Raw genomic sequence first — 19,644 nt, forward strand, 5'->3', positions numbered from 1 at the left:
CTCCGGGAGTGAGATACGATGGATGACGTCGTCGACACGACTGGACTGGGCCCGTCGACGCTCCTGGCCGGGGTCGGCGCGGCCGCCACGACGTTCCTGCTGATAGCCACGCCGCTCGTCGAACTCCTCGACGTCGCCTTCTCCGCGCTCGTCGCGCTCCCGCTCGGCCTGCTGGCCGGCCTCGCCACGTTCATGGCCGTCGCACTCAACGCCGCAAAGCTGCACCCGGCCCGCCGCCGCGCGGTGTTCGCCTACGCCGCGTTCGGCCCCGCCGTGCTCGCGGTTCTCGCACTCGCCTACGTGAACGTCGGGCGCGCCCTCCTCACCACCCAGGTGGCCGTCGGTGTCGGGCTGGCAGCCACAGCCGCGGTGTATCTCGCACTCGGGTCTACGGGCCGCGAGACCGCCCGATAACCGACGCGGTCTGGGGCGAGTGCCACGGGCTCACAGCGTCGCCGCCGGGTCGTGTTTCTCCCGCATCCGCTCGGCCTCCGTCGCGTAGCGCTCGCGGGTTTCGGTGTCGTCCACGCTCCCGAGGTTGTCCGGGTCGACGGTCATCGAGACGGGGGTCTCGCGGTGGTCGCCGGTGTAGGAGGTCAGCGCTCGCTCCTTCCGGAAGTCCCGGCGGCCGTCCGGCGTCGCGTAGGTGAGGATGATCATGTTCTGCTCGTCGTCGCCGTAGGTCCGTTCGACGAGCCACACCCGGACGGTCTCCTCGGTCACCGCTGTCTCGTCACTGTTCATACGGCCGACTACGTACCCGAGCGAAAAGAGTGTGGTGACGGGTCTCACTGCGTGAACCGACCAGTTTCACTTTCACTCCGGTAGGCTCGTGTTTTTACCAACTGGTATCCAAGTGGGCTGTAGGGGCCGCGGACCACGTCACACGCTCCACTGGCCCCATCCTATCCCTTTGGACGAACCGCCCAGCCTTGCGGCTGGCGCTGTACCCCCTCGGACGAGAGAATCCCCGGTGCAGTCGTTACTCCGCGAAGCCCGAAAGCACCGGCTGGCCGTCGGTCCGCCCCAGGTCCTCTAGCGAGGCGCGCTCGGGGTGGGGCATCATGACGGCGACGTGGTCGGACTCGCCGGTGACGCCGGCGACGGCGTGTTTCGAGCCGTTGGGGTTGGCCTCGGGCGTCACCTCGCCATCGGCGTCGCAGTACTTGAAGAGGATGCGGTTCCCGGCTTCGAGTTCGTCCAGTCGGTCGTCCGTAATCTCGTAGCGGCCCTCGCCGTGGGCGATGGGGAGTTCGATGACCTCGCCGTCCTCGTACTGGCTGGTCCAGGGGGTGTCGGCGTTCTCGACGCGCAGATGGACGTGTTCACACTGGAAGCGGGCGCTCTCGTTGGTGGTGAACGCGCCGGGAGTCAGCGACGACTCGCAGCCGATTTGGGCCCCGTTACAGACGCCAAGCACCGGCGTCCCGTCGGCGGCGGCCTCGCGGACCGCGGCCATGATGGGCGAGCGCGCGGCCATCGCGCCGGCTCGCAGATAGTCGCCGTAGGAGAACCCGCCGGGGAGCATGATGCCCGTGGTGTCCTCGGGCAGGCCGTCCTCGTGCCAGACGAGTTCGGCGTCGAGACCCATCGACTCCAGGGCCTGCACCGAGTCGCGGTCGCAGTTCGAGCCGCCGAACTGGATGACTGCTATCGTCATTCTTGCTGGGCGACCGCCACGTCGTAGTCGTGGATGGTCGGGTTCGCCAGCAGCCGCTCGGCCATCTCCTCGGCGCGTTCGGCGGCGGCGTCGGCGCTGTCGGCGTCGACGTCCAGTTCGAACACGTCGGCGCTACGCAGGTCGTTCAGTTCGAACCCGAGGCGTTCGAGCGCGCGCTGGGTGGTCTCGGCCTCGGGGTCGAGCACCCCGTGTTTCAGCCGGACCGTGACGGTCGCGGTAAAGGCGGTCATTACTGCACACCGGGCAGGCGGCGGAGAAAACGCTTGTGTTATGAAAGCGCCGGCACGGCCGTCCACTCGCCGGGCTGGTCGGGCATCCCCGTGACCCGGAGTTCGAGGGCGCCCTCTCTCTCCCGGACGTCGACGCGGGCGTCGAACGGCTGGGCGATGCTGTTGACGACGCGTTCGTCGTGGGCCGACGGGTCGATGGCACAGACGCCCAGCCCGTCGGCGGTCCGAATGCGACTGGTGACCGTGTTGATAAAGCGGAAGACGGGCCGGACGTCCTCGCTGTACACCAGCAGCGGCGTCAGCGTGTAGATGCCCGTCCGGACCGTGTCGTAGCCGCGGGCGTACACCTGTTCGTACTGACTGGAGTACTCGATGCCGATGCCGGTGAGGTCGCCCGGCGAGCCGACCGAGGCGACGAACTCGCCGAGGTCGTCGGCGCGCTCCTGCGTACAGCTGACGACCCGGACCCGCTCGCGGTCGAGTCGCCCGCCGACGCCCTCGAACGCTTCGAGCACGTTGCGGGCGCTGGTGTCGGCCGTGATGACGAGTACGCCGTCCTCGCCCAGGAGGAGCCTGAGCAGGAGTTCGCGAGTGCCGCCGAGCGCCGGTCCGGTCAGCAACAGGTTCGTCCCCGCGTCGACGCTCTCCACCGGGAGGCCGGGGAACTCGTACCGGCTCCCGTGCCGTGTCGCCACCTCAGACACCCCCGAGCCGGCGCCGCAGTGTCAGTTGCTCCTCGACTTCGTCGGCGAACCGGCGGAGGTCGTCGCGCTCGGCCCGCGTGTACGACCTCGGCTCGCCGTGGATACAGCAGACCGCCCCCAGCGCCGTCCCGTCGTCGTCGGTGACGCGCGCACCGGCGTAGGACCGTATCTCGAGTTCGTCGAGGCGGTCGTTGGCGGCGAATCGGGGGTCGTCCTGGACGTTCTCTACGACCATCACTTCGTCGGTGAGGATGGTGTGCGTACAGATGGTGTCCTCGCGGTCGAGCGTCCGCCAGTTCGCCCCCTCGCAGGCGACGAACCGTTCCTCGTGGGCGTCGACCAGGCCGACGAAGGCCACGTCGATGTCGAAGTGGCTGGTTATCAGCGCGGTCAGGCGGTCGAAGGCGTCCAACGCGGCCAGCTCGTCGATGTCGTACGCTTCGAGGGCCGCAATCCGTTCGCTCTCGTCTCTTGGCACCGGATACGCCGGCTGCGTGGCCCCGCTCGCGGCCGCCATGACGACGTCGACGAGGCGCTCGTGGGCGTCCGGGACTGTCCGCGGGACGTACTCGACCACCTGGTCGCGCCCGCCCCGTGGCAAGTCCGACGGCGCTTCGCCGGTAAAGAGCACACACGGGCAGTCTGGATACCGCTCCCGGACCAGTTCGACCACGTCGAACGCGCCGCCGTCCGGCAGCGTGGCCGTCGTCACGACACAGCCGACGCTGTCGTCCATAGCGTCCCCCGTGGCCGCGACCGACTCGCTCGCACGGACCTCGAATCCCCCGGTCTCCAGCGCTTCGACCGTCGTCGTCCGCCTCTCCTCGTCGGCGTCGGCACAGACGACGGCGGGCAGCTCGTCACTCACGTGCTCGCGTATTCGCTGAAGGAACTAAGCTATACCGCCGGGTGTGCGAAAACGAAGTCTTTTGAATCGCGCCCGTAGAACTGAGGGGCAATGACCGCTGCAACCGCCCGGAGGTGTCCGCTGTGCGACACGCGCTGACCGAGATTACGGTCGTCGGCGAGGACGAGACGGGACTCATCGCCGAGGTCACGTCCTTGCTGTTCGAGCGCGGCATCAACATCGAGGACCTGGACCAGGCGGTCCGGGACGGCGTCTTCCGGATGACGATGCACGTCGACACCGCCGAGATGGTCACCACGGAGGCGAAACTCCGCGAGGACCTCACCGAACTGGGCGAGGAACTCGGCGTCGACGTACAGGTCCGGTTCCCGGCCGACCGCGAGACCCAGTCTATCGCGGTCCTCGTGACCAAGGAATCGCACTGCCTCGAAGCGCTCTTCGAGGCGTGGGCCAACGGCGACCTCGGCGCCGACATCGAGGTCGTCATCGGCAACCACGACGACCTGGAACCGCTCGCCCGGAAGTACGACGTCCCGTTCCACGACATCGGCGACGAGAAGGGAACCCCCGACGAGGAGCGGCTGCTCGAACTGCTCGCCGAGTACGACGCCGACCTCATCGCGCTGGCGCGCTACATGCGCATCCTCTCGCCGGACGTGGTCTTTCGCTACGAGAGCCGCATCATCAACGTCCACCCGAGCCTGCTGCCCGCGTTCCCCGGCGCGTCGGCGTACATGCAGGCCATCGAGGAGGGCGTCCGCATCGCCGGCGTCACCGCCCACTACGTGACGACCGACCTCGACCAGGGGCCCATCATCACCCAGCGGGCGTTCAACGTCCCCGACGACGCCACGGAAGAGGAGCTACAGACCCTGGGCCAGCCCCTGGAAGCCGAGGCGCTCATCGAGGCCATCAAGCTCCACCTCGACGACGAGGTGACGGTTCACCGCGGCCGGACGAAGCTTCGCGACCCCGAGAACACCGACGCGCAACTCGGCGCGCCGGAGACGCTGGACGACGAGAACCCCGACCGCCCCATCGACGGCCTCGGCGAGTTCGTGGCCGACGAGGAGGCCGAGGCCGACGACTAAGCCATCGAGGACCGCGCCTCAGCGTCTGGCTCGCTGCGACGGACGACTGGCCCACGCGAGGTACCCCGGACCTCGATACGAGCGGTGGAACCGCGAGCCGGTGCGGCCGACGCGCCTGAACGCTATAACGCGCTCTACAACCGAGCGAGAGCGTCGCTGCCGGTGCGACGCAGTCGGCGACGGTTCCAGCCCGGCACGTGCCGGGCTGTCGCTTTTTTCGATGGACTCTCACGCCGGATGAACCTGTCGACCCTCCAGAATCTGGTCGATGCCTACCCTCTCGGAGCCGTTCCCGCCCGAGAGTAACTCGCGGATACGTTCCTGAACGACCTCGGGGACTCAAACGGCGCGTCGCCCTCTCGTTACGTATGGTTCTCAACCAGGTGATCGGTACGGGCCTGTCAGCTACGGAACTACCAGTCCTCCAGCTCGGGGGCGGCCTCATCGAACTCGCAATCCTCTTTCTGGTCCTGGCGCTGGTCGCGGGGGTGTTGGGCGCCCGCGGCGTCGCCGGGCTGAGCATGGACATCGCGAAGTGGCTGGTCATCATCTTCGTCGTTCTCGCCGTGGTCACGTTCTTCTTGTAACGCGGCGTCGGCCCCGCGCCGGGGCGTACCGGCTCGGGCAGTCGCCACCGGGCGACTAGTCACATCCGCCCGTGCTGGCTGGGGTCGCCACAGTCGGCGCGCCGATGACAGGCGCAAGCAGCCCGACGAGATGTCGGTGGGCGAGGCGACGTGGCCGTTCAGGTAAGCGTGCGATACCGTCTGAACGACGTCGGTGAGTGAAATACCTGAGCCGACACCCTCGTGTATGAGCTTCACACAGACAGCGCTGGCTGGGCGCTACCCGGTCGGACTCCTCCAGACACAGGGCGGACGGTCCGCCGCAGCGGTCATCCTCGCGCTCACCCTGATTGCGGCCATCACCTCCGCGCTCGCCCACCGTCACATCGGTGGCCTGCTCCTGCGTCTCGCCAAGTGGGCCTCGATTCTGGTTCTCGTTCTGGTGGTCGGGGCCCTCTTTCTGTTCTAGGCGGCTGCACTGACGAACGAACTTCCCGGAAGGCGTGTCACTCCCTGCCGGCGCTCAGAGGTCACGCACGGCCTCGACGGCCGCGTCGAGCGAGGGCGCGTCGAAGACCTCGCCGTCGACGTAGGCGTTCGTCCCGGCGCAGTAGAGGTCCCGTGCGGCGCCGATGACCGCGTCGTCCAGGGGTTCCGGCTGGCGGTCGACGAGCGACTTCCAGTCGGCGATGCCCTCGGCGTCGGCCCGCTCTTTCGCCCCGCTGACGGCCGCGACCCACTCCTGCTGGGTCCGCTTGTGGTACTGGCGGATGACCTCCTTCGAGACCTGCTGGCCGTCGTAGGCAAAGCGGTTCTCGTCGAAGGTGCCGACCACGTCGGCCACCCGAATCCCCCCGTCGTGGTAGAGGCACTCTATCTTCCCGTCCTCGTGGACGAGGTCGGCGTCGGCGGCGGTGTCGGTGACGAGGTGGTCGACGGCCAGTGCCAGCTCTTCCAGCCGGTCGAGGCTCGCCGTCCCGGCGATGCGCTCGGCCTCCTCGCGGTCGAGATAGCGGTCCTGCTCCTCGTACTTCGTGGAGAACTCCACGACTGGTGTCTCCAGTTCGACGACCTCGTCGGGCCACTCGTCGTAGTCGAGGCCGTGGTCGGCCGGGTCGGTCCGCCGCCGGAGCGAGGAGCCGGTGCCCACGCGGTTCCGGAAGACGATTTCGAGGGGGATGAGGTAGTTCTCGCCGGCCTCGGCGTGGTAGGCGTCGTAGTCGTACTCGCCGTCCGCCTCGGGGAGTTCGGGCACCTGGGTCAGCGAGATGACCATCTCCTCGGGCGGCGTACCGGCCGAGAGGGCCTCGCCGAGGTCGAGGACGGGGCCGTCGGGCTCCGCTCGCACGCCCTCGTAGTGGGTCGGCACGTGGTTTTCCTCCAGCAGTTGGAAGTTGTACGCGCCCATCGTACACAGCGAGGCGCCCTTGTCCGGAATCTCGTCGGGCATCTTCCCCCAGTCGAACACCGAGTAGTCGTCCGTGAAGGCGAACGAGCCGCGCCCGAGGTCGGTGGCGGTCGCCGGCTCGTCGACGCGGAACTCCTTGACGCTCGTCATTGCCGGCGCTTTGGGACGGTGGACAAAGACGTTTCTCATACCGCGAGCGGTGGCGCTCTCACGGGGACCGGCTCACTCGCCGACCGTCGGCCGGTGACTCCGCCCACCGACGTCCGCAATCGGCGGCATCGCCCGCTTGTGCGCCGTCTCGACGCACATCGAGACCAGCCGCCGGGCCGTCGCTACCTCGACGCCGAGTTCCGTCGCGGCCGCGTCGACGGGGTCGCCCTCCTCGACGACCCGGTACAGCAGCGAGTCGACGACGTCGTAGGTCGCCCCGAGGTCGTCGGCGTCGGTCTCGCCGGGGTAGCGGCCGGTTGTTGGCTCCCTCTCGACGATGGGGTCGGGCAGGCCGAGGTGCTCGGCCAGTGCCCGCACCTCCGTCTTGTAGCACCCGCCCAGCGGAAACACGTCGGCGGCGCCGTCGCCGTACTTCGTGACGTAGCCAAGCAGGAGTTCGGAGCGGTTCGCCGTGCCGACGACGAGGCGGTTCCGACGGTTGGCGGCGTAGTAGCTACAGCACAGCCGGAGCCGTGCGATGGCGTTGTGCAGGGCGCGGTCGGGCGTCGGCGTCGGGCCGCGGGGCTCCTCGCCCGACAGGGCCGGTGCGAGTCGCTGTTCGAACGCCCGGAGCAGCGGCTGGAGGTGGCCCCGCCGGAACTCGATGTCGAGGTGGTCCGCGACGACTTCGGCCGCCATCGTCGCCGACGCGTCGGTCTTGTGACAGGGCAGCCCCAGGCCGAGGACGCGGTCCGGGCCCAGCGCCTGGACGGCCAGGGTGGCCGTCACCGTCGAGTCCAGTCCGCCGCTCATCGCGACGACGACGCCGTCCGCACCCGCCGCGTCGACGCGCTCGCGGAGGAACGCGCGGACGGTCGATTCGACGGCCGCCGCGTCCCGCGTCTCGTGTATGAACGGGCTCGCGTGTCGCTGTGGGTCCGCCGTCATTGTGGTTCATCCGTCATATTTGTACACACGTGGGGTTGCTTCGTTTAGAGTAATCGGACGGCAACATATACGCCTACTCCTTATACACATGAAACATCCAGTCACACTGCTAGTGCGACCGCCGCCGATGGGAACCGATTTACTTCGAGGGGTGTACCGACGGCACAATGGCAGGGAGTCTGCTGGTCGAGGCGGGTATCATCGTCGCCGGGACGGTCGCCATCTGGAAAGGCAGCGACTGGCTGGAGGCGGCCAGCGAGCGGTTGGCGGCCTACTACGGGCTTCCCGACGTCGTCCAGGGCGCCATCATCGTCGCCGTCGGCTCGTCGTTCCCGGAACTGGCGACGGTGGTCATCGCGGCCATCGGCGGGTCGATGCCGCTCGGCGTCGGTGCAATCGTCGGTTCGGCTATCTTCAACGTCCTCGTCATCCCCGCCGTCGCCGGCATCGCGGTCGGCGGCGACGTCGACTCGAACCGCACACTGGTGTACAAGGAGGCGCAGTTCTACATGCTCGCGGTGTCGGTCCTGCTCATCACGTTCGCGCTGGCGGTCATCTACTACCCCGGCGAGGCGACGCTGTCGGGGGAAGTCACCCGCCCGCTGGCGGTGATTCCGCTGGCGCTCTACGGGCTCTATATCTTCATCCAGTACCAGGACACCGCCGACTACGAGTCCGACGGCGCCCCCGACGGTGTCGACGTCCGCCGACAGTGGCTCTTCCTGCTTGCGGGGCTGGCCGTCATCCTCGTCGCCGTCGAGCAACTGGTCCACTCGGTCGAGGTCATCGGTCGCTCGCTGGGCGTCGACGAGTTCCTGCTGGGCGTGACCGTCCTCGCGGCGGCGACCAGTCTCCCCGATACTCTCGTCAGCGTCCGCGCCGCCCGCGACGGGCGTGGCGTCACGTCGCTGGCGAACGTCCTCGGGTCGAACACGTTCGACCTGCTGGTGGCTATCCCCGCGGGCGTCCTCATCGCCGGCGCCTGGACCGTCGACTTCGCGATGGCGGTGCCGATGTTCGGCGTCCTCACCGGCGCGACTATCATGCTGTTTACCGCGCTCCGGACGGACCTCGCGCTCTCGCAACTCGAGTCGTACGCCCTGCTGGGCGCGTATCTCCTCTTCGTCGCCTGGGTCGTCGCAGAGACGGCCGGGGCCGTCACCGGCATTCTCCCCGGGTGAATCAGCCGCCGGTCCCGACGGTCGCCGCTGGTACCCTCCTCACCGTCGGTCGACCCGACGCGGTGTCGCTGTGGTGGGGGGCGCGGTCGGAGACCGACTGCGGCGTCGACACCGTCGAACCACACGCTTTTCTCGGTCGTCCACGTTCCCTACGTCAATGGCGGACGCCCAGGAGCCGGCCGGCGAGTTCGAGTTCGCCCAGCAGCCGGTGACCGACCAGTGCTTCGAGAACGCGCTGGCGAAGGCGCGGGACGGCCAGCGCCTGACCGTGGCCGACGGCGTCGAACTCGTCACCACCGGGACCGACACCGAGGGTATCGACCGCTGCCGCAAGGAACTGGTGCTTGAGGCCGCGGACCGGCGTCGTGCAGAGGTGGTCGGCGACGAGGTCACGTTCGTCGCCAACCTCAACAACAACGTCACGACCGCGTGCAACACGGGCTGTCTGTTCTGTAACTTCAAGGACCGCTCCGAGCGGTTCCGCAGCGACTACCAACAGGAGCACGGCGGCTTCACGAAGACGCCGGCGGAGTCCCGCGACGTCGTCACCGACGCCCTCGACCGCGGCATCTACGAGGTCTGTTCCGTCTCCGGCCTGCACCCCGCGCTCGCGCTCGACGACGAACACGTCGAGATACTGGAATCCAGCGACCGGGGCGACCTGAACTACCGGCCGGCGGGCGAGTACGACGTCGACCCCGGCACCTACTGCGAGCAGATTCGCGCCATGGACGTCGGGGGCGTCCACGTCCACTCGATGACGCCCGAGGAGGCCTACCACGCCCGCCGGGGGACCGACTGGTCCTACCGCGAGGTGTTCCAGCGGCTCAAGGACGCCGGGCTCGACAGCGTCCCCGGGACGGCCGCCGAAATCCTCGTCGACGAGGTCCGCGAGGTCATCTGTCCCGGCAAAATCGGGAGCGCCGAGTGGCTCGAAGCGATGGCGGCGGCCGCCGACGTTGGCCTGGGGACGACGGCGACCATCATGTACGGTCACGTCGAGAACGCCCGCCACCGGGTCGAACACCTCCGGAAGGTCCGCGAGCTACAGGACCGGACCGGTGCTATCACGGAGTTCGTCCCGCTCTCCTTTGTCCACGAGGAGACGCCGCTGTACGACCGCGGGATGGTCGAGGGCGGCGCGAGCGACGACGAGGACGAACTGATGATAGCCGTCTCGCGGCTCTTTCTGGACAACGTCGACCACATCCAGTCGTCGTGGGTGAAATACGGCGACGCGGGCGGGCTGAAGATGCTCACCTGCGGCGCCGACGACTTCATGGGGACCATCCTCTCCGAGGAGATTACCAAGCGGGCCGGCGGCGGCTACGGCGAGTTCCGCTCGGTCCGGGAGTACGCCGACATGATAACCGCCATCGGCCGGACGCCGGTCGAGCGGTCGACGGACTACGAGCAGCGCCGCGTCGTCGACCCGGACGCGGAGGTAGTCGGCCCGACGCTCGGGCCGCGGGCCGACGGGACGCCGTTGCTCGAGTGACTGTGTGATATAGCGACGGCTGGCGGTAGCTCACGGAAACAAAATCCACCCGGGTGGGCTGTCAGAGGCACGCCCGGGTACGGGTATCAGTAGTTCTCGGACGGTATTATAGATATCACCTAGCCATCTAGGTATCCCCGGGGTGGCCCTGCGTCGAGGGGAGGGTGCGGGGTCCGGGCCGGGATTGGATAGCGGCTCGCGTCTTCGCCCACTTCAGTCGGAGCTGACCGCTGTCGTGGGGTTCTCGCCCCGTTCAAGCACCGCCCGGAACCGCCGGCCGGCCGCTCCGTCGGCGCCGATGGCCCGCTCGATGGCCGGGGGACACCAGCCCGCCTCGACGAAGCGCTCGTAGACGGGCAGTCGCTCCCGAAGCGGCACCCCGGCGGCGTCGGCGACGGCCGCGAGCTCTTCGAGGGCCGGCCAGGCGTAGTCGGGGTTGATGTGGTCGTCGGTCACCGGCGACACGCCGCCCAGGTCGTCGATGCCGCAGTCGACCAGGTCCCGCGCCGGCGCGAGGTTGGGCGGGACCTGGACGGACACCTCCTCGGGGAGGCCGGCCCGCGCCATCGCGGTCACCCGCCGCATCGTCGCCAGGTCCGGTGAGCCGCCGCGCCAGCGCTCGTTCTCGACGACCGGCTGGACGATTACCTCCTGGACGTGGTCGTAGCGCTCGTGCATCGCGGCGATAGCCAGCACACTCTCGGCCCGGTCGCGCCAGTCCTCACCGATGCCCACGAGGAGACCCGTCGTGAAGGGCACGCCGAGTTCGCCGGCGGTCCGAATCGTCGCGAGGCGCTGGCCGGGCGATTTCGCTCGGGGCCCGCCGTGGGCCCGCACGTCGGCCGTCGTCTCGAGCATCACGCCCATCGAGGCGTTCAGGTCCGCCACCGTTTCCATCTGCTCGCGCGTCTGGTCGCCCGGGTTGGCGTGGGGGAGCAGCCCCTCGTCGAGCGCTATCTCGCAGGCCTCCCGCAGGTACTCGTGGATGGTCTCGTGACCCAGCTCGTCGAGCTGGTCGTACAGCTCGGTGTAGCGGTCGTCCGGGTCGTCGCCGAAGGTAAAGAGCGCCTCCGTACAGCCCGCCGCGGCGCCCTGTCGGCAGGTCTCGCGTATCTCCGCGGGCGACATGAGCGTCGCCTGCCCCGGCGGGTCGTAGTAGGTGCAGTAGGTACAGGTGTACCGACACGCCGTCGTCAGGGGGACGAAGACGTTCCGGCAGTAACTCAACTCGGGCGCCGCGTCGACGTCCTCGGGCATCACCGACAGCAACCGCTCGACCTCGCTGTCGGGGATAGTGATGTCGACGTCGTACTCGTCGGCGCCCGGAATCACGACTCCGACTCGGGGGGCGACGGACAAAAGCGTCTAGCAACGACAGTTTGCTTTCCGCATACTGCGGACAGCCAGAAAGCCCCGCTTGGCTAAACTCGGGGGGCCTCGCTGCGGTCCTCACTTCGTTGCGGTCCTTGCTTCGTCCGCCTTCGTCCAGCCCGCCGGGGCTTTCTGGCTGTGCTCACTCCGTTGACTTGTGCTATCGAGACTAGCTTCTCCCGTTCCTGGCCCCGAAGCGTTGAAACGTCCGAGCACGCTACACGGTACCATGAGTGTCTCAGGCCTGTGCGAAATATGCCAGCAGCCCGACGTCGAGCACGGCTGTGACCGGTGTGGGCAACTGGTGTGTGAGCGCCACTGGGACCGCCAGCTCGGCGTTTGCATCGAGTGCAGCAGTCAGGTCGGCGGCCGCGGCGGGCAAGACTCGACCGAGAACCTGCCGGACGGCGTCGACACCTTTCGGTTCTAGCGGTCCTGGCACGCGGTCGGAGCGGTGCGACGGAACGCGGTCGGAGCGGCGCTATCGGTACTGATTGAGCTGTCCTTTCAGTTGCTTCGCCGACCGGCCGGCGGCCTCGAAGAACTTCTCGGGTGTGCCGCGGTTCGCCGCGTCCTCTCCGGCGAAGATGATGCCGCGCGAGGAGTTGACCAGTCCGACGCCGTCGGCCAGGCCGTGTTCGACGGCGGCCTCGGCGTCCCCGCCCTGTGCGCCGACGCCGGGGACGAGGAACGGAATGTCGGGGACGAGTTCGCGTATCTCTTCGAGTTCCTCGGGGTTGGTCGCGCCGACGACCAGCCCGACGTTGCCGTTGTCGTTCCAGAGGTCGGCGAGGTGGACGACGCGCTCGTACAGTTTCTCGCCGGAGGCCAGTTCGAGGTCCTGGAGGTCGGCACCGCCCGGATTCGACGTGCGGCCCAGGACGAACACGCCCTTCTCGGCCCGCTGGAGGAACGGTTCGAGCGAGTCGCGGCCGAGGAAGGGGTTGACGGTGATGGCGTCGGCGGCGGGGCCGTGGTCGTCGTCGAGAATCGCGGCGTACTGGCGAGCGGTGTTGCCGATGTCGCCCCGCTTTGCGTCCAGCAGGACGGGGACGTCCTTCCCGTGTGCGTACGCGATAGTCTCCCGGAGCGCCCGCCAGCCGTCGGCGTCCTCGTAGAAGGCGGCGTTTGGCTTGTAGCAGGCGGCGTGTTCGTGGGTCGCGTCGATGATACGGCGGTTGAACTGCCAGCGGGGCAGGTCGGCGTCGGCCACGGCGTCGGGCAGGCGCGCGGGGTCGGGGTCCAGCCCCACCGAGACCACGCTGTCGGCGACCGCGATGCGGTCGGCCAGCCGGTCGAAAAAGTGCATACCTACCGGGCCGATGGGGACGGATACAAGCGTTTCCCTCTCGGCCTGCCCCCTCCGAATATCAGCGGTGATAATTCGGGCCAGTAGTATTTTATACTGTGTGAGAAACCTCTCCGCATGGACCGCCCCCTCGACGTGGCACACGTCGCGGAGACACTCCCCGACCTGAGCGACGCGCTGGAGGACAGCCGGCTCAGGCCCGTCGGAGTCGTCGTCGGATTCGCTATCCTCACCGTCGGTGCCTTGCTGTCTATCGCCCCGACGACCGGCCAGTGGGCCTTCTGGTCCAACGCCGTCGCCGCCACGCTCGTGTTCGTGAGCGTGCCGCTGTTCTGCCTCGGGCTCGCCGCCCCCGACCCACCGGCAGGCTCCCGGTTTCACATCGGCGTGAACCTCTCGCGCAAGCAGCGCCAGGCGGTCGCCGCCGGTTCGCTGTGTATCACGCTCTCGCCGGTCGTCATGGCGCTTGGCTCGCCGCTCGGGCTGACGACGGTGGTGCTCGCGACGGCCGCGACGCTCGCCTTCGTCGGCGCGTCGCTCGTGCTGACCGGCTTCATCGCCTGGACCAGCGAGGCGCTGGCCGGGCCCGCCTGATTACGTCCGCAGTGCCTCGGCGACCACGTCGACCAGTGTCTTGACTGCGGCGCCGCTGTGGGCCACGACTACGGTGCCGCTCTCCTCGACGGTCACGTCGTCGCGCTCGCTCTCGAAATCCGTCGGTTCGTCCAGTTCCAGCCGCGCCGTCGTCTCGGTCACCGTCACGGTCCCGATAGCCTGGCCGTCGGCGGCGACGCGAAACGCGAACGCGCCCGCCGGCGTCGGCTCGACGTCCGGCTCGGCGTCCTCGACGGAGACGGCTCCAAGCGGTCCCCGCTCTAGCCCCGTCAGCTCCGACGCGAACAGCTGTCCGATTCGCTTCCCGTCGGTGATGCGGTCCTCGACCATCACAGCTCCTCCCGGACCTCGGCCGCGATACCGTCCACGTCGACCCCCTCGCTGCGGGCGTAGACCACGGCGGCGGCGTCGAGTGTCACGCCCAGCTCCGACTGCAGGCGGTTGACGCCCGCGACGGCCGTCTGCTTCTCGACGCCGGCCTCGACGACCGCGTCCAGGACCCGCTCGAACGTCGACCGGGACTGGAGTATCTCCTCGCCCGGCCGGAAGTCGTCGGGGATGGCCGTCGTCGACGCGTCGAAGCCGGTGACCAGTGCGTCCTCGTTCCGTTCGAGGAGCCCCTCGCTGGTGGCGACGTCCACGAGGGTCTTGGCCTGGTCCGGCGAGAACCAGTTGCGGTCCAGCGACAGCGCCACGACGAACTCGCTCTCGGCCATCCGGTCGGTCCCCCGCTGGCGAAACGGCGCGGCCACGGCCGTCTTCAGACTCATCTAGTCGTACCCGCGTCCGGTCCCGGTGTAACGGTTGCGATTGCTAGCAGTGACTGGGACCGTTTTTGGTATAAAGTGCAGACACGATTACAGCCAGAAAGCCCCGGCGGGCTACACTCCCGCGGCTCGCTGTCGTCCGAAAGGTGCGTGGTGCCGTTCGTAATCACGAGAGAGCTTTGCTCTCCCGAACGCCGGGGTTCGTGTAGCCCGACGCCCCTTTCTGGCTGTACAGGTTCGTCGCGGTAGCTAACTCCCTGTTGCAACGGCCATCGACTACACCAGTACCCGTAACTAGCATCGAACGGTTCAAGTAGCCGCTCGGCCACGTACCCGATATGAAAGACCAGGGACGCTCCCCACGCAAGCGGACAGGCGGTCGACGACGCCCGATTCACAAGAAGAAAAAGCACGAGCTGGGTCGCCAGCCCACCGAGACCCAGGTCGGCGGGCAGAAACTCAAGGTCGTCGACGCCCGCGGGAACACGGAGAAGGTCCGCGCCGTCACGACGGACGTCGCGTCGGTCGCCGACGGCGCCGAGACCGTCGAGGCGACTATCGAGCAGGTCACGGAGAACCCCTCGAACCCGAACTACGCCCGCCGTAACATCATCACGAAAGGCGCCATCGTCGAGACCAGCGAGGGCGAGGCCCGCGTCACCTCCCGCCCCGGCCAGGACGGTCAGGTCAACGCCGTCCTCGTCGAGTAATCGCGCAGTCTTCTTTCGACCGTCGCCGGCCCGAGAGCCGCGGTGCCCGCCGACAGCGTGCCGACGGCCGCCCTGATTCGTACAGTGCCCTCGGTAGCGGTGGGGACGGATATATACGGCTATTATAAAGCACCTAAGTCGGCTCTGTCCTCGGATTCGCCAAGACACCAGTGACCGCCATGACCGAGCCACCGACGTTCAATCCGGCACTCGACGCACCGACCCGGCACATCGACAGCACCGCGTGGGCGGACATCTACGTCGTCGGCGACGTCCACGGCTGCCGTGACACGCTCGAACGGTTGCTCGACGAACTCGCGCCCACCGAAGACGACCTGGTCGTCTTCGTTGGTGACCTCGTCCGGAAAGGACCGGACAGCAAGGGCGTCCTCGACCTGGTGGGGGGGCGCCCGAACCTCGTGAGCGTGCGGGGCAACAACGAGCAGAAGCTCGTCGACGGCCGGAAATCAATCGACGCGTTGACCGACGCCGACTACGACTACGTCGAATCGTTGCCGGTCGCGCTCACGTGGGACGACGCTCTCGTCGTCCACGGTGGTATCGACCACCGCAAGCCCGTCGCCGAACACACGCTGACCGAGCTGTTGAACAACCGCTCGCTCCTGCCCGACGGGAGCTACGACCGTCCCTACTGGTTCGAGACGCGCCGGGAGTCGCCCCGGGTCTTCTTCGGTCACACCGTCCTCGCGGAGCCGCTCGTCACCGACCACGCCGTCGGCCTGGACACCGGCTGTGTCTACGGCGGGCAGCTTTCGGCCTACGACTACCGGGCCGACGAACTGGTGACGGTCGAGCCGCCCGAGACCTACGTCTCGCGGTCGGCCGACAGTATCGTCGAACCGCGCGTGGCCGACCCCACGGAGGGACAGTGACCGACGACGACATCGGGCTTCCGGCGTACGACCCAAGCGGCGTCGACCTCTCGGACCCCGACCGCTACCTGAACCGGGAGCTGTCGGCGCTCGCGTTCCAGCGGCGGGTCCTCCACGAGGCGCTCGACGAGCGCAACCCGCTGCTGGAGCGGGTCCGCTTTCTCGCCATTGTCACCAGAAACCTCGACGAGTTCGTCATGAAGCGCATCGGCGGGCTGAAACAGCAGATACAGGCGGGCATCAGCGAGCGCACCGCCGACGGCCGGACGCCTCTCGAACAGTGGGAAGAGAGCCACGACACGCTCGCACCGATGCTCGCCCGGCAGGCCGACTGTTACCGCGAGACCCTCCGGCCCGCACTGGCCGAGGCCGGTATCGAGGTGCTCGACTACGGGGCCCTGAGAGACGAGGAACGGCGGGACCTACGCGAGTACTTCGAGGAGTCCGTGCTCCCGACGCTGACGCCGCTCTCCTTCGACCCGGCCCACCCGTTTCCGTTCATCTCGAACCGCTCGCTGTCGCTCGCGGTGCTGACCCGGCCCGACGACGGGGAGCTGACCTTTACCAGAGTGAAGATTCCGCCGAACCGGCCGCGACTGGTGCCGGTCGGCGAGGCGGCGCGAGGCGACGGGACGGCGCAGGCGAGCGGGAGCCAGCGCTACGTCCTCGTCGAAGACGTCGTGCGGCGGAATCTGGACCTCTTGCTTCCGAACGTCGACATCGTGGACACGGCGCTGTTCCGGCTCACCCGAAACGCCGAGGTGCGGCGCAACGAGGAGGTCGCCGAGGACCTCATCGACATGATAGAGGACGTCCTCGAACAGCGCCGCTTCGCCAGCGTCGTCCGCATGGAAATCGAGGCCGACGCGCATCCGCGCATCCGCGAGACCCTCCGGACCCAGCTCGACCTCGACGACCGCGAGATATACGACCTCGACGGCCCGCTCGACTACCGCGCGTTCACGACGCTGACGGAACTCGACAGGCCCGAACTGAAGCTCGAATCGTGGACGCCACAGCCCCACCCGCGGCTCCGTGACTCGGACGCCCGGGCGCTCGCCCCCGCCGAGGACGGGGAGTCGGGGACCGTCTTCGACGACATCGACGAGGGCGACATCCTGCTGCATCATCCGTACCACGACTTCGGTGAGACGGTCCAGCGGTTCCTGACGGAGGCTGCCAACGACCCGGACGTGCTCGCCGTGAAGGCGGCCATCTACCGGACTGCGAGCGACTCGCAGGTCATCCAGTCGCTCATCGAGGCCGCCGAGAACGGGAAGCAGGTGGCGGTGATGGTCGAACTCAAGGCCCGCTTCGACGAGCAGAACAACCTGGAGTGGGTCCGACGCCTAGAGGAGAACGGTATCCACGTCGCCTACGGGACCATCGGCCTGAAGACCCACACCAAGACCGCGCTCGTGGTGCGCGACGGGGACGACGGCGTGAACCTCTACTCCCACGTCGGCACCGGCAACTACCACTCCGAGACGGCCAAGGGCTACGTCGACCTCGGGGTGCTCACCGCCGACCGCGACATCGGACAGGACCTCGTGACGCTGTTCAACTCCTTTACCGGCCCGGCGCTGGACGAGGAGTTCCGCAAGCTGCTCGTCTCGCCGGTGACGATGCGCCGGGAGCTCACGCGGGCGATTCGCCGGGAGGCCCAGCATGCCCAGGCTGGGCGGCCCGCCCGTATCGTCGTGAAGGTCAACGGGCTAGAGGACGCCGACATCGTCGAGGAACTGTACCGCGCCTCGATGGCCGGTGTCGATATCGACCTCGTCGTCCGGGACATCTGCCGACTCCGGCCCGGTATCGAGGGCGTCAGCGAGAACGTGACCGTCCACTCGCTCGTCGGCCGCTTTCTCGAACACTCCCGCATCTTCTATTTCGAGAACGGCGCGCGTGCGGCCCGCTCGGCGAACTACGAGGACCCGCCGACCGGCGGCGAGCCGGAGTATTACGTCGGGAGCGCCGACTGGATGACCCGGAACCTCGACTATCGCGTCGAGGCGGTCACGCCGGTCGAGGACCCCGCGCTGCGGCGACAACTGAAGTTCACTCTCGACCTCATCCTGGCTGACAACCGCAAGCGGTGGGTGATGAACAGCGACGGCAGCTACGACCAGCAGTATCCCCGCGACGGACGACCCGTGGTCAACGCGCAGGCGATTCTGATGCGCGAGACGCTGAAGGCCGGGCGCCACGAGGACGTCGACGCCGGCCTCCCGGCGGATTACCCCGTCGACAGCGACATCGTGGTGAGCGTCGACAGCGCGTCCGCAGCCGACCGGGACGGCGGGGCGGACGACGGAGCCTCGACGCCGGCAGACACGGCGTCGGCCACGGGCGGCGGGACCCCGTCTCCGACAGCCGCAGCGTCGGACCCGGAGGCGACCACGGACGGCGGGGCCGACGACCCGCTGGTCCGGCACGCCGACCATTGGTATCGGCCCGACAGCGGGACCTACGACTACGCGGTGCGGACGCCGGACGGTGGGCGGCGATACCTGAAGACGAGAGACGGTGCGGTGACGGCGCTCCGGCGGTTCTACGACTAGGGCCGCGGCGCGGCCTTCTGGAGGGCGCTCTCGGCGATGTTGCCGCCGTAGTCGGCGGTCCGGGACAGGGAGTCGACGATACGGCCCAGAATCTGGGCGCTCTCGGGGTCGGCTTTCCGGACCTTGCTGTCGATGTCGCGGGCGGTCTCGTCGACGGCGGGGATGCGGCTCTGGGCGTCGTTGGCCTGCTCGACGGCTTCTTCGCTGTCGTCGGTCAGCAGGGCGTCCATCGCCATCTCGGGGACGGTCATGGCGTCGGACTCCAGTTCGCGCAGCAACTCGGCGGTGTCGCCGCTTATCTCGCCGATTTCCAGGGAGAGACTCGCGATTTTGGTGGCGTGGTCGGCGATGCGTTCGAGCTGGCGGGCGCTGGACTGGTAGTCGAAGACGGTCTCGCGGGGGAAGCCGATTTCGTTGGCGGCGGTGGGGTTCCGGAGGACGGTTCTGAACACCCGCGAGACCATGTACCAGAGGCGGTCGACGTCGTCGTCCCGTTGCATCACGTTGGCCGCGAGGTCGTCGTCGTCCTCGATGAGCGCTTCCACGGCGTCGGACAGCATGGTCAGCGAGACCAGCCGCATCCGCGTGATGGCGTTGTGAATCGACAGCTCCGAGGAGTCGAGCAGGTCCTGCAGGACGATGCGGTCCGAGGTCTCCTCGATGACTTCGAGCCCGACGAGCCCCTGGGTGGCGTCCCGGATGATGCGGCGCTGGTCGGCCGTGATACGGGGCGCCTCGAGCTGGATGACGTCGAAGCCGCTGACGTACATCGTCATCACCGCACGCGTCAGTTCGGCCGGGTCCTCGAGCCCGTCGATGTCCAGGGTCCCCTCGACGCGGTCCGCGTCGTGTTTGGGTGCGAGCAACAGGAGGTCCTCCTCGGCGTGGAACTCGACGACGCTCCCCGCGCTCACGTCGTTGGCCGTCGCCCAGTCTTTCGGGAGTGACACGGTGTACGTCGAACCGCCCGTCACCTGCACCTTGCGAGTCTCCATGCACGTTCGTATAACTCCCTCTCGGTATAAATCCACCTCTATCTATATATTCAGCAACGAGTTCGCCCCTGATTCGACAATTCTGGGCTCTACACGCT

Annotated in this window: 23 protein-coding genes; 11 read left to right on the plus strand and 12 right to left on the minus strand. The window is 68.1% G+C overall.

What is annotated here, in order from left to right; translation table 11 throughout:
* Positions 1 to 18 precede the first annotated feature (18 nt).
* Positions 19 to 414 (plus strand): DUF8147 domain-containing protein, encoded by a 396-nt coding sequence (locus tag NDI86_RS15995; RefSeq protein ID WP_310901444.1) that lies wholly within the window; start codon positions 19 to 21, stop codon positions 412 to 414.
* A 30-nt stretch (positions 415 to 444) separates the two neighbouring features.
* Here NDI86_RS15995 and NDI86_RS16000 read toward each other — a convergent pair whose 3' ends face one another.
* The 5 genes from NDI86_RS16000 to NDI86_RS16020 form a co-directional block, all read right to left on the minus strand.
* Entirely contained in the window at positions 445 to 744 is a 300-nt protein-coding gene (locus tag NDI86_RS16000) for a DUF7967 family protein (protein ID WP_310901445.1), read from the minus strand.
* A 238-nt stretch (positions 745 to 982) separates the two neighbouring features.
* Complete coding sequence (purQ, locus tag NDI86_RS16005; RefSeq protein ID WP_310901446.1) at positions 983 to 1,660, minus strand: phosphoribosylformylglycinamidine synthase I; 678 nt, start codon at positions 1,658 to 1,660, stop codon at positions 983 to 985.
* Positions 1,657 to 1,911: a phosphoribosylformylglycinamidine synthase subunit PurS gene (gene purS, locus NDI86_RS16010; protein ID WP_310901447.1), complete on the minus strand. Its 255-nt coding sequence runs from the start codon at positions 1,909 to 1,911 to the stop codon at positions 1,657 to 1,659. Before purS ends, purQ begins: the two co-directional genes overlap by 4 nt.
* 38 nt (positions 1,912 to 1,949) lie before the next feature.
* A complete protein-coding gene (locus NDI86_RS16015; protein ID WP_310901448.1) occupies positions 1,950 to 2,606 on the minus strand; it encodes a DUF7504 family protein in 657 nt (218 codons plus the stop codon).
* A gap of 1 nt (position 2,607) precedes the next feature.
* Positions 2,608 to 3,483, minus strand: coding sequence for a GAF domain-containing protein (locus NDI86_RS16020; protein WP_310901449.1), 876 nt, complete (start codon positions 3,481 to 3,483; stop codon positions 2,608 to 2,610).
* A 122-nt stretch (positions 3,484 to 3,605) separates the two neighbouring features.
* On the opposite strand from NDI86_RS16020, the gene NDI86_RS16025 reads away from it, so the two are divergent.
* The 3 genes from NDI86_RS16025 (at position 3,606) to NDI86_RS16035 (ending at position 5,609) form a co-directional block, all read left to right on the plus strand.
* Positions 3,606 to 4,574 carry a formyltetrahydrofolate deformylase gene (locus tag NDI86_RS16025; protein WP_310901450.1) on the plus strand — a complete coding sequence of 323 codons (969 nt, stop codon included), beginning with the start codon at positions 3,606 to 3,608 and terminating at the stop codon, positions 4,572 to 4,574.
* A gap of 368 nt (positions 4,575 to 4,942) precedes the next feature.
* Positions 4,943 to 5,161: a DUF1328 domain-containing protein gene (locus NDI86_RS16030; protein ID WP_310901451.1), complete on the plus strand. Its 219-nt coding sequence runs from the start codon at positions 4,943 to 4,945 to the stop codon at positions 5,159 to 5,161.
* A 226-nt stretch (positions 5,162 to 5,387) separates the two neighbouring features.
* Positions 5,388 to 5,609, plus strand: coding sequence for a hypothetical protein (locus NDI86_RS16035; protein ID WP_310901452.1), 222 nt, complete (start codon positions 5,388 to 5,390; stop codon positions 5,607 to 5,609).
* 54 nt (positions 5,610 to 5,663) lie between these two features.
* Here NDI86_RS16035 and NDI86_RS16040 read toward each other — a convergent pair whose 3' ends face one another.
* Both NDI86_RS16040 and nadE read right to left on the minus strand, forming a co-directional pair.
* Positions 5,664 to 6,698, minus strand: a complete 1,035-nt coding sequence (locus NDI86_RS16040; RefSeq protein WP_310901453.1) for a phosphoribosylaminoimidazolesuccinocarboxamide synthase — start codon at positions 6,696 to 6,698, stop codon at positions 5,664 to 5,666.
* Positions 6,699 to 6,770: 72 nt separating this feature from the next.
* Complete coding sequence (gene nadE, locus NDI86_RS16045) at positions 6,771 to 7,646, minus strand: NAD(+) synthase (RefSeq protein WP_310901454.1); 876 nt, start codon at positions 7,644 to 7,646, stop codon at positions 6,771 to 6,773.
* A gap of 167 nt (positions 7,647 to 7,813) precedes the next feature.
* Here nadE and NDI86_RS16050 point away from each other — a divergent pair, with 167 nt between their 5' ends.
* Complete coding sequence (locus tag NDI86_RS16050) at positions 7,814 to 8,827, plus strand: sodium:calcium antiporter (RefSeq protein WP_310901455.1); 1,014 nt, start codon at positions 7,814 to 7,816, stop codon at positions 8,825 to 8,827.
* A gap of 157 nt (positions 8,828 to 8,984) precedes the next feature.
* Positions 8,985 to 10,325, plus strand: a complete 1,341-nt coding sequence (gene cofH, locus NDI86_RS16055; RefSeq protein WP_310901456.1) for a 7,8-didemethyl-8-hydroxy-5-deazariboflavin synthase subunit CofH — start codon at positions 8,985 to 8,987, stop codon at positions 10,323 to 10,325.
* Between the two features lie 213 nt (positions 10,326 to 10,538).
* Here the strand turns inward: cofH and cofG are convergent, their stop codons facing one another.
* Positions 10,539 to 11,657 carry a 7,8-didemethyl-8-hydroxy-5-deazariboflavin synthase subunit CofG gene (gene cofG / locus NDI86_RS16060; RefSeq protein WP_310901457.1) on the minus strand — a complete coding sequence of 373 codons (1,119 nt, stop codon included), beginning with the start codon at positions 11,655 to 11,657 and terminating at the stop codon, positions 10,539 to 10,541.
* A gap of 268 nt (positions 11,658 to 11,925) precedes the next feature.
* On the opposite strand from cofG, the gene NDI86_RS16065 reads away from it, so the two are divergent.
* The gene (locus NDI86_RS16065; RefSeq protein WP_220589288.1) at positions 11,926 to 12,126 is read left to right on the plus strand and encodes a hypothetical protein; all 201 of its coding nucleotides are present in this window, start codon (positions 11,926 to 11,928) and stop codon (positions 12,124 to 12,126) included.
* Positions 12,127 to 12,177: 51 nt separating this feature from the next.
* Here NDI86_RS16065 and pyrF read toward each other — a convergent pair whose 3' ends face one another.
* Positions 12,178 to 13,005 carry an orotidine-5'-phosphate decarboxylase gene (gene pyrF / locus NDI86_RS16070; RefSeq protein ID WP_310901458.1) on the minus strand — a complete coding sequence of 276 codons (828 nt, stop codon included), beginning with the start codon at positions 13,003 to 13,005 and terminating at the stop codon, positions 12,178 to 12,180.
* 117 nt (positions 13,006 to 13,122) lie between these two features.
* Between pyrF and NDI86_RS16075 the strand changes: the two genes are divergently transcribed.
* Positions 13,123 to 13,599, plus strand: a complete 477-nt coding sequence (locus NDI86_RS16075; protein ID WP_310901459.1) for a hypothetical protein — start codon at positions 13,123 to 13,125, stop codon at positions 13,597 to 13,599.
* Here NDI86_RS16075 and NDI86_RS16080 read toward each other — a convergent pair whose 3' ends face one another.
* Together NDI86_RS16080 and NDI86_RS16085 are read right to left on the minus strand one after the other, a co-directional pair.
* The gene (locus NDI86_RS16080; protein ID WP_310901460.1) at positions 13,600 to 13,950 is read right to left on the minus strand and encodes a DUF7993 family protein; all 351 of its coding nucleotides are present in this window, start codon (positions 13,948 to 13,950) and stop codon (positions 13,600 to 13,602) included.
* Positions 13,950 to 14,390: a DUF2240 family protein gene (locus NDI86_RS16085; protein ID WP_310901461.1), complete on the minus strand. Its 441-nt coding sequence runs from the start codon at positions 14,388 to 14,390 to the stop codon at positions 13,950 to 13,952. Before NDI86_RS16085 ends, NDI86_RS16080 begins: the two co-directional genes overlap by 1 nt.
* A gap of 335 nt (positions 14,391 to 14,725) precedes the next feature.
* Between NDI86_RS16085 and NDI86_RS16090 the strand changes: the two genes are divergently transcribed.
* From NDI86_RS16090 to ppk1, 3 genes are all read left to right on the plus strand, one after another.
* On the plus strand, positions 14,726 to 15,097 hold the full coding sequence (locus NDI86_RS16090) for a 30S ribosomal protein S8e (protein ID WP_310901462.1): 372 nt from the start codon (positions 14,726 to 14,728) through the stop codon (positions 15,095 to 15,097).
* 179 nt (positions 15,098 to 15,276) lie between these two features.
* A complete protein-coding gene (locus NDI86_RS16095; RefSeq protein ID WP_310901463.1) occupies positions 15,277 to 15,990 on the plus strand; it encodes a metallophosphoesterase family protein in 714 nt (237 codons plus the stop codon).
* Positions 15,987 to 18,551, plus strand: a complete 2,565-nt coding sequence (gene ppk1 / locus NDI86_RS16100; RefSeq protein WP_310901464.1) for a polyphosphate kinase 1 — start codon at positions 15,987 to 15,989, stop codon at positions 18,549 to 18,551. The genes NDI86_RS16095 and ppk1 overlap by 4 nt, the downstream gene beginning before the upstream one ends.
* On the opposite strand, the gene NDI86_RS16105 is transcribed toward ppk1, so the two are convergent.
* On the minus strand, positions 18,548 to 19,546 hold the full coding sequence (locus NDI86_RS16105; RefSeq protein WP_310901465.1) for a PhoU domain-containing protein: 999 nt from the start codon (positions 19,544 to 19,546) through the stop codon (positions 18,548 to 18,550). The two genes, ppk1 and NDI86_RS16105, sit on opposite strands and share 4 nt — an antisense overlap.
* Positions 19,547 to 19,644 lie beyond the last annotated feature (98 nt).

It is taken from the genome of Haloarcula onubensis (genome assembly GCF_031624605.1).
Classification (GTDB): domain Archaea; phylum Halobacteriota; class Halobacteria; order Halobacteriales; family Haloarculaceae; genus Haloarcula; species Haloarcula onubensis.

Coding starts and splice junctions, on each gene's coding strand:
- NDI86_RS16080 (WP_310901460.1), bottom strand. CDS start 13,950: ATGGTCGAGGACCGCATCACCGACGGGAAGCGAATCGGACAGCTGTTC.
- NDI86_RS16035 (WP_310901452.1), top strand. CDS start 5,388: ATGAGCTTCACACAGACAGCGCTGGCTGGGCGCTACCCGGTCGGACTC.
- NDI86_RS16040 (WP_310901453.1), bottom strand. CDS start 6,698: ATGACGAGCGTCAAGGAGTTCCGCGTCGACGAGCCGGCGACCGCCACC.
- nadE (WP_310901454.1), bottom strand. CDS start 7,646: ATGACGGCGGACCCACAGCGACACGCGAGCCCGTTCATACACGAGACG.
- NDI86_RS16105 (WP_310901465.1), bottom strand. CDS start 19,546: ATGGAGACTCGCAAGGTGCAGGTGACGGGCGGTTCGACGTACACCGTG.
- NDI86_RS16095 (WP_310901463.1), top strand. CDS start 15,277: ATGACCGAGCCACCGACGTTCAATCCGGCACTCGACGCACCGACCCGG.
- NDI86_RS16085 (WP_310901461.1), bottom strand. CDS start 14,390: ATGAGTCTGAAGACGGCCGTGGCCGCGCCGTTTCGCCAGCGGGGGACC.
- NDI86_RS16050 (WP_310901455.1), top strand. CDS start 7,814: ATGGCAGGGAGTCTGCTGGTCGAGGCGGGTATCATCGTCGCCGGGACG.
- purQ (WP_310901446.1), bottom strand. CDS start 1,660: ATGACGATAGCAGTCATCCAGTTCGGCGGCTCGAACTGCGACCGCGAC.
- NDI86_RS15995 (WP_310901444.1), top strand. CDS start 19: ATGGATGACGTCGTCGACACGACTGGACTGGGCCCGTCGACGCTCCTG.
- NDI86_RS16030 (WP_310901451.1), top strand. CDS start 4,943: ATGGTTCTCAACCAGGTGATCGGTACGGGCCTGTCAGCTACGGAACTA.
- cofH (WP_310901456.1), top strand. CDS start 8,985: ATGGCGGACGCCCAGGAGCCGGCCGGCGAGTTCGAGTTCGCCCAGCAG.
- purS (WP_310901447.1), bottom strand. CDS start 1,911: ATGACCGCCTTTACCGCGACCGTCACGGTCCGGCTGAAACACGGGGTG.
- NDI86_RS16090 (WP_310901462.1), top strand. CDS start 14,726: ATGAAAGACCAGGGACGCTCCCCACGCAAGCGGACAGGCGGTCGACGA.
- NDI86_RS16065 (WP_220589288.1), top strand. CDS start 11,926: ATGAGTGTCTCAGGCCTGTGCGAAATATGCCAGCAGCCCGACGTCGAG.
- NDI86_RS16000 (WP_310901445.1), bottom strand. CDS start 744: ATGAACAGTGACGAGACAGCGGTGACCGAGGAGACCGTCCGGGTGTGG.
- pyrF (WP_310901458.1), bottom strand. CDS start 13,005: ATGCACTTTTTCGACCGGCTGGCCGACCGCATCGCGGTCGCCGACAGC.
- NDI86_RS16075 (WP_310901459.1), top strand. CDS start 13,123: ATGGACCGCCCCCTCGACGTGGCACACGTCGCGGAGACACTCCCCGAC.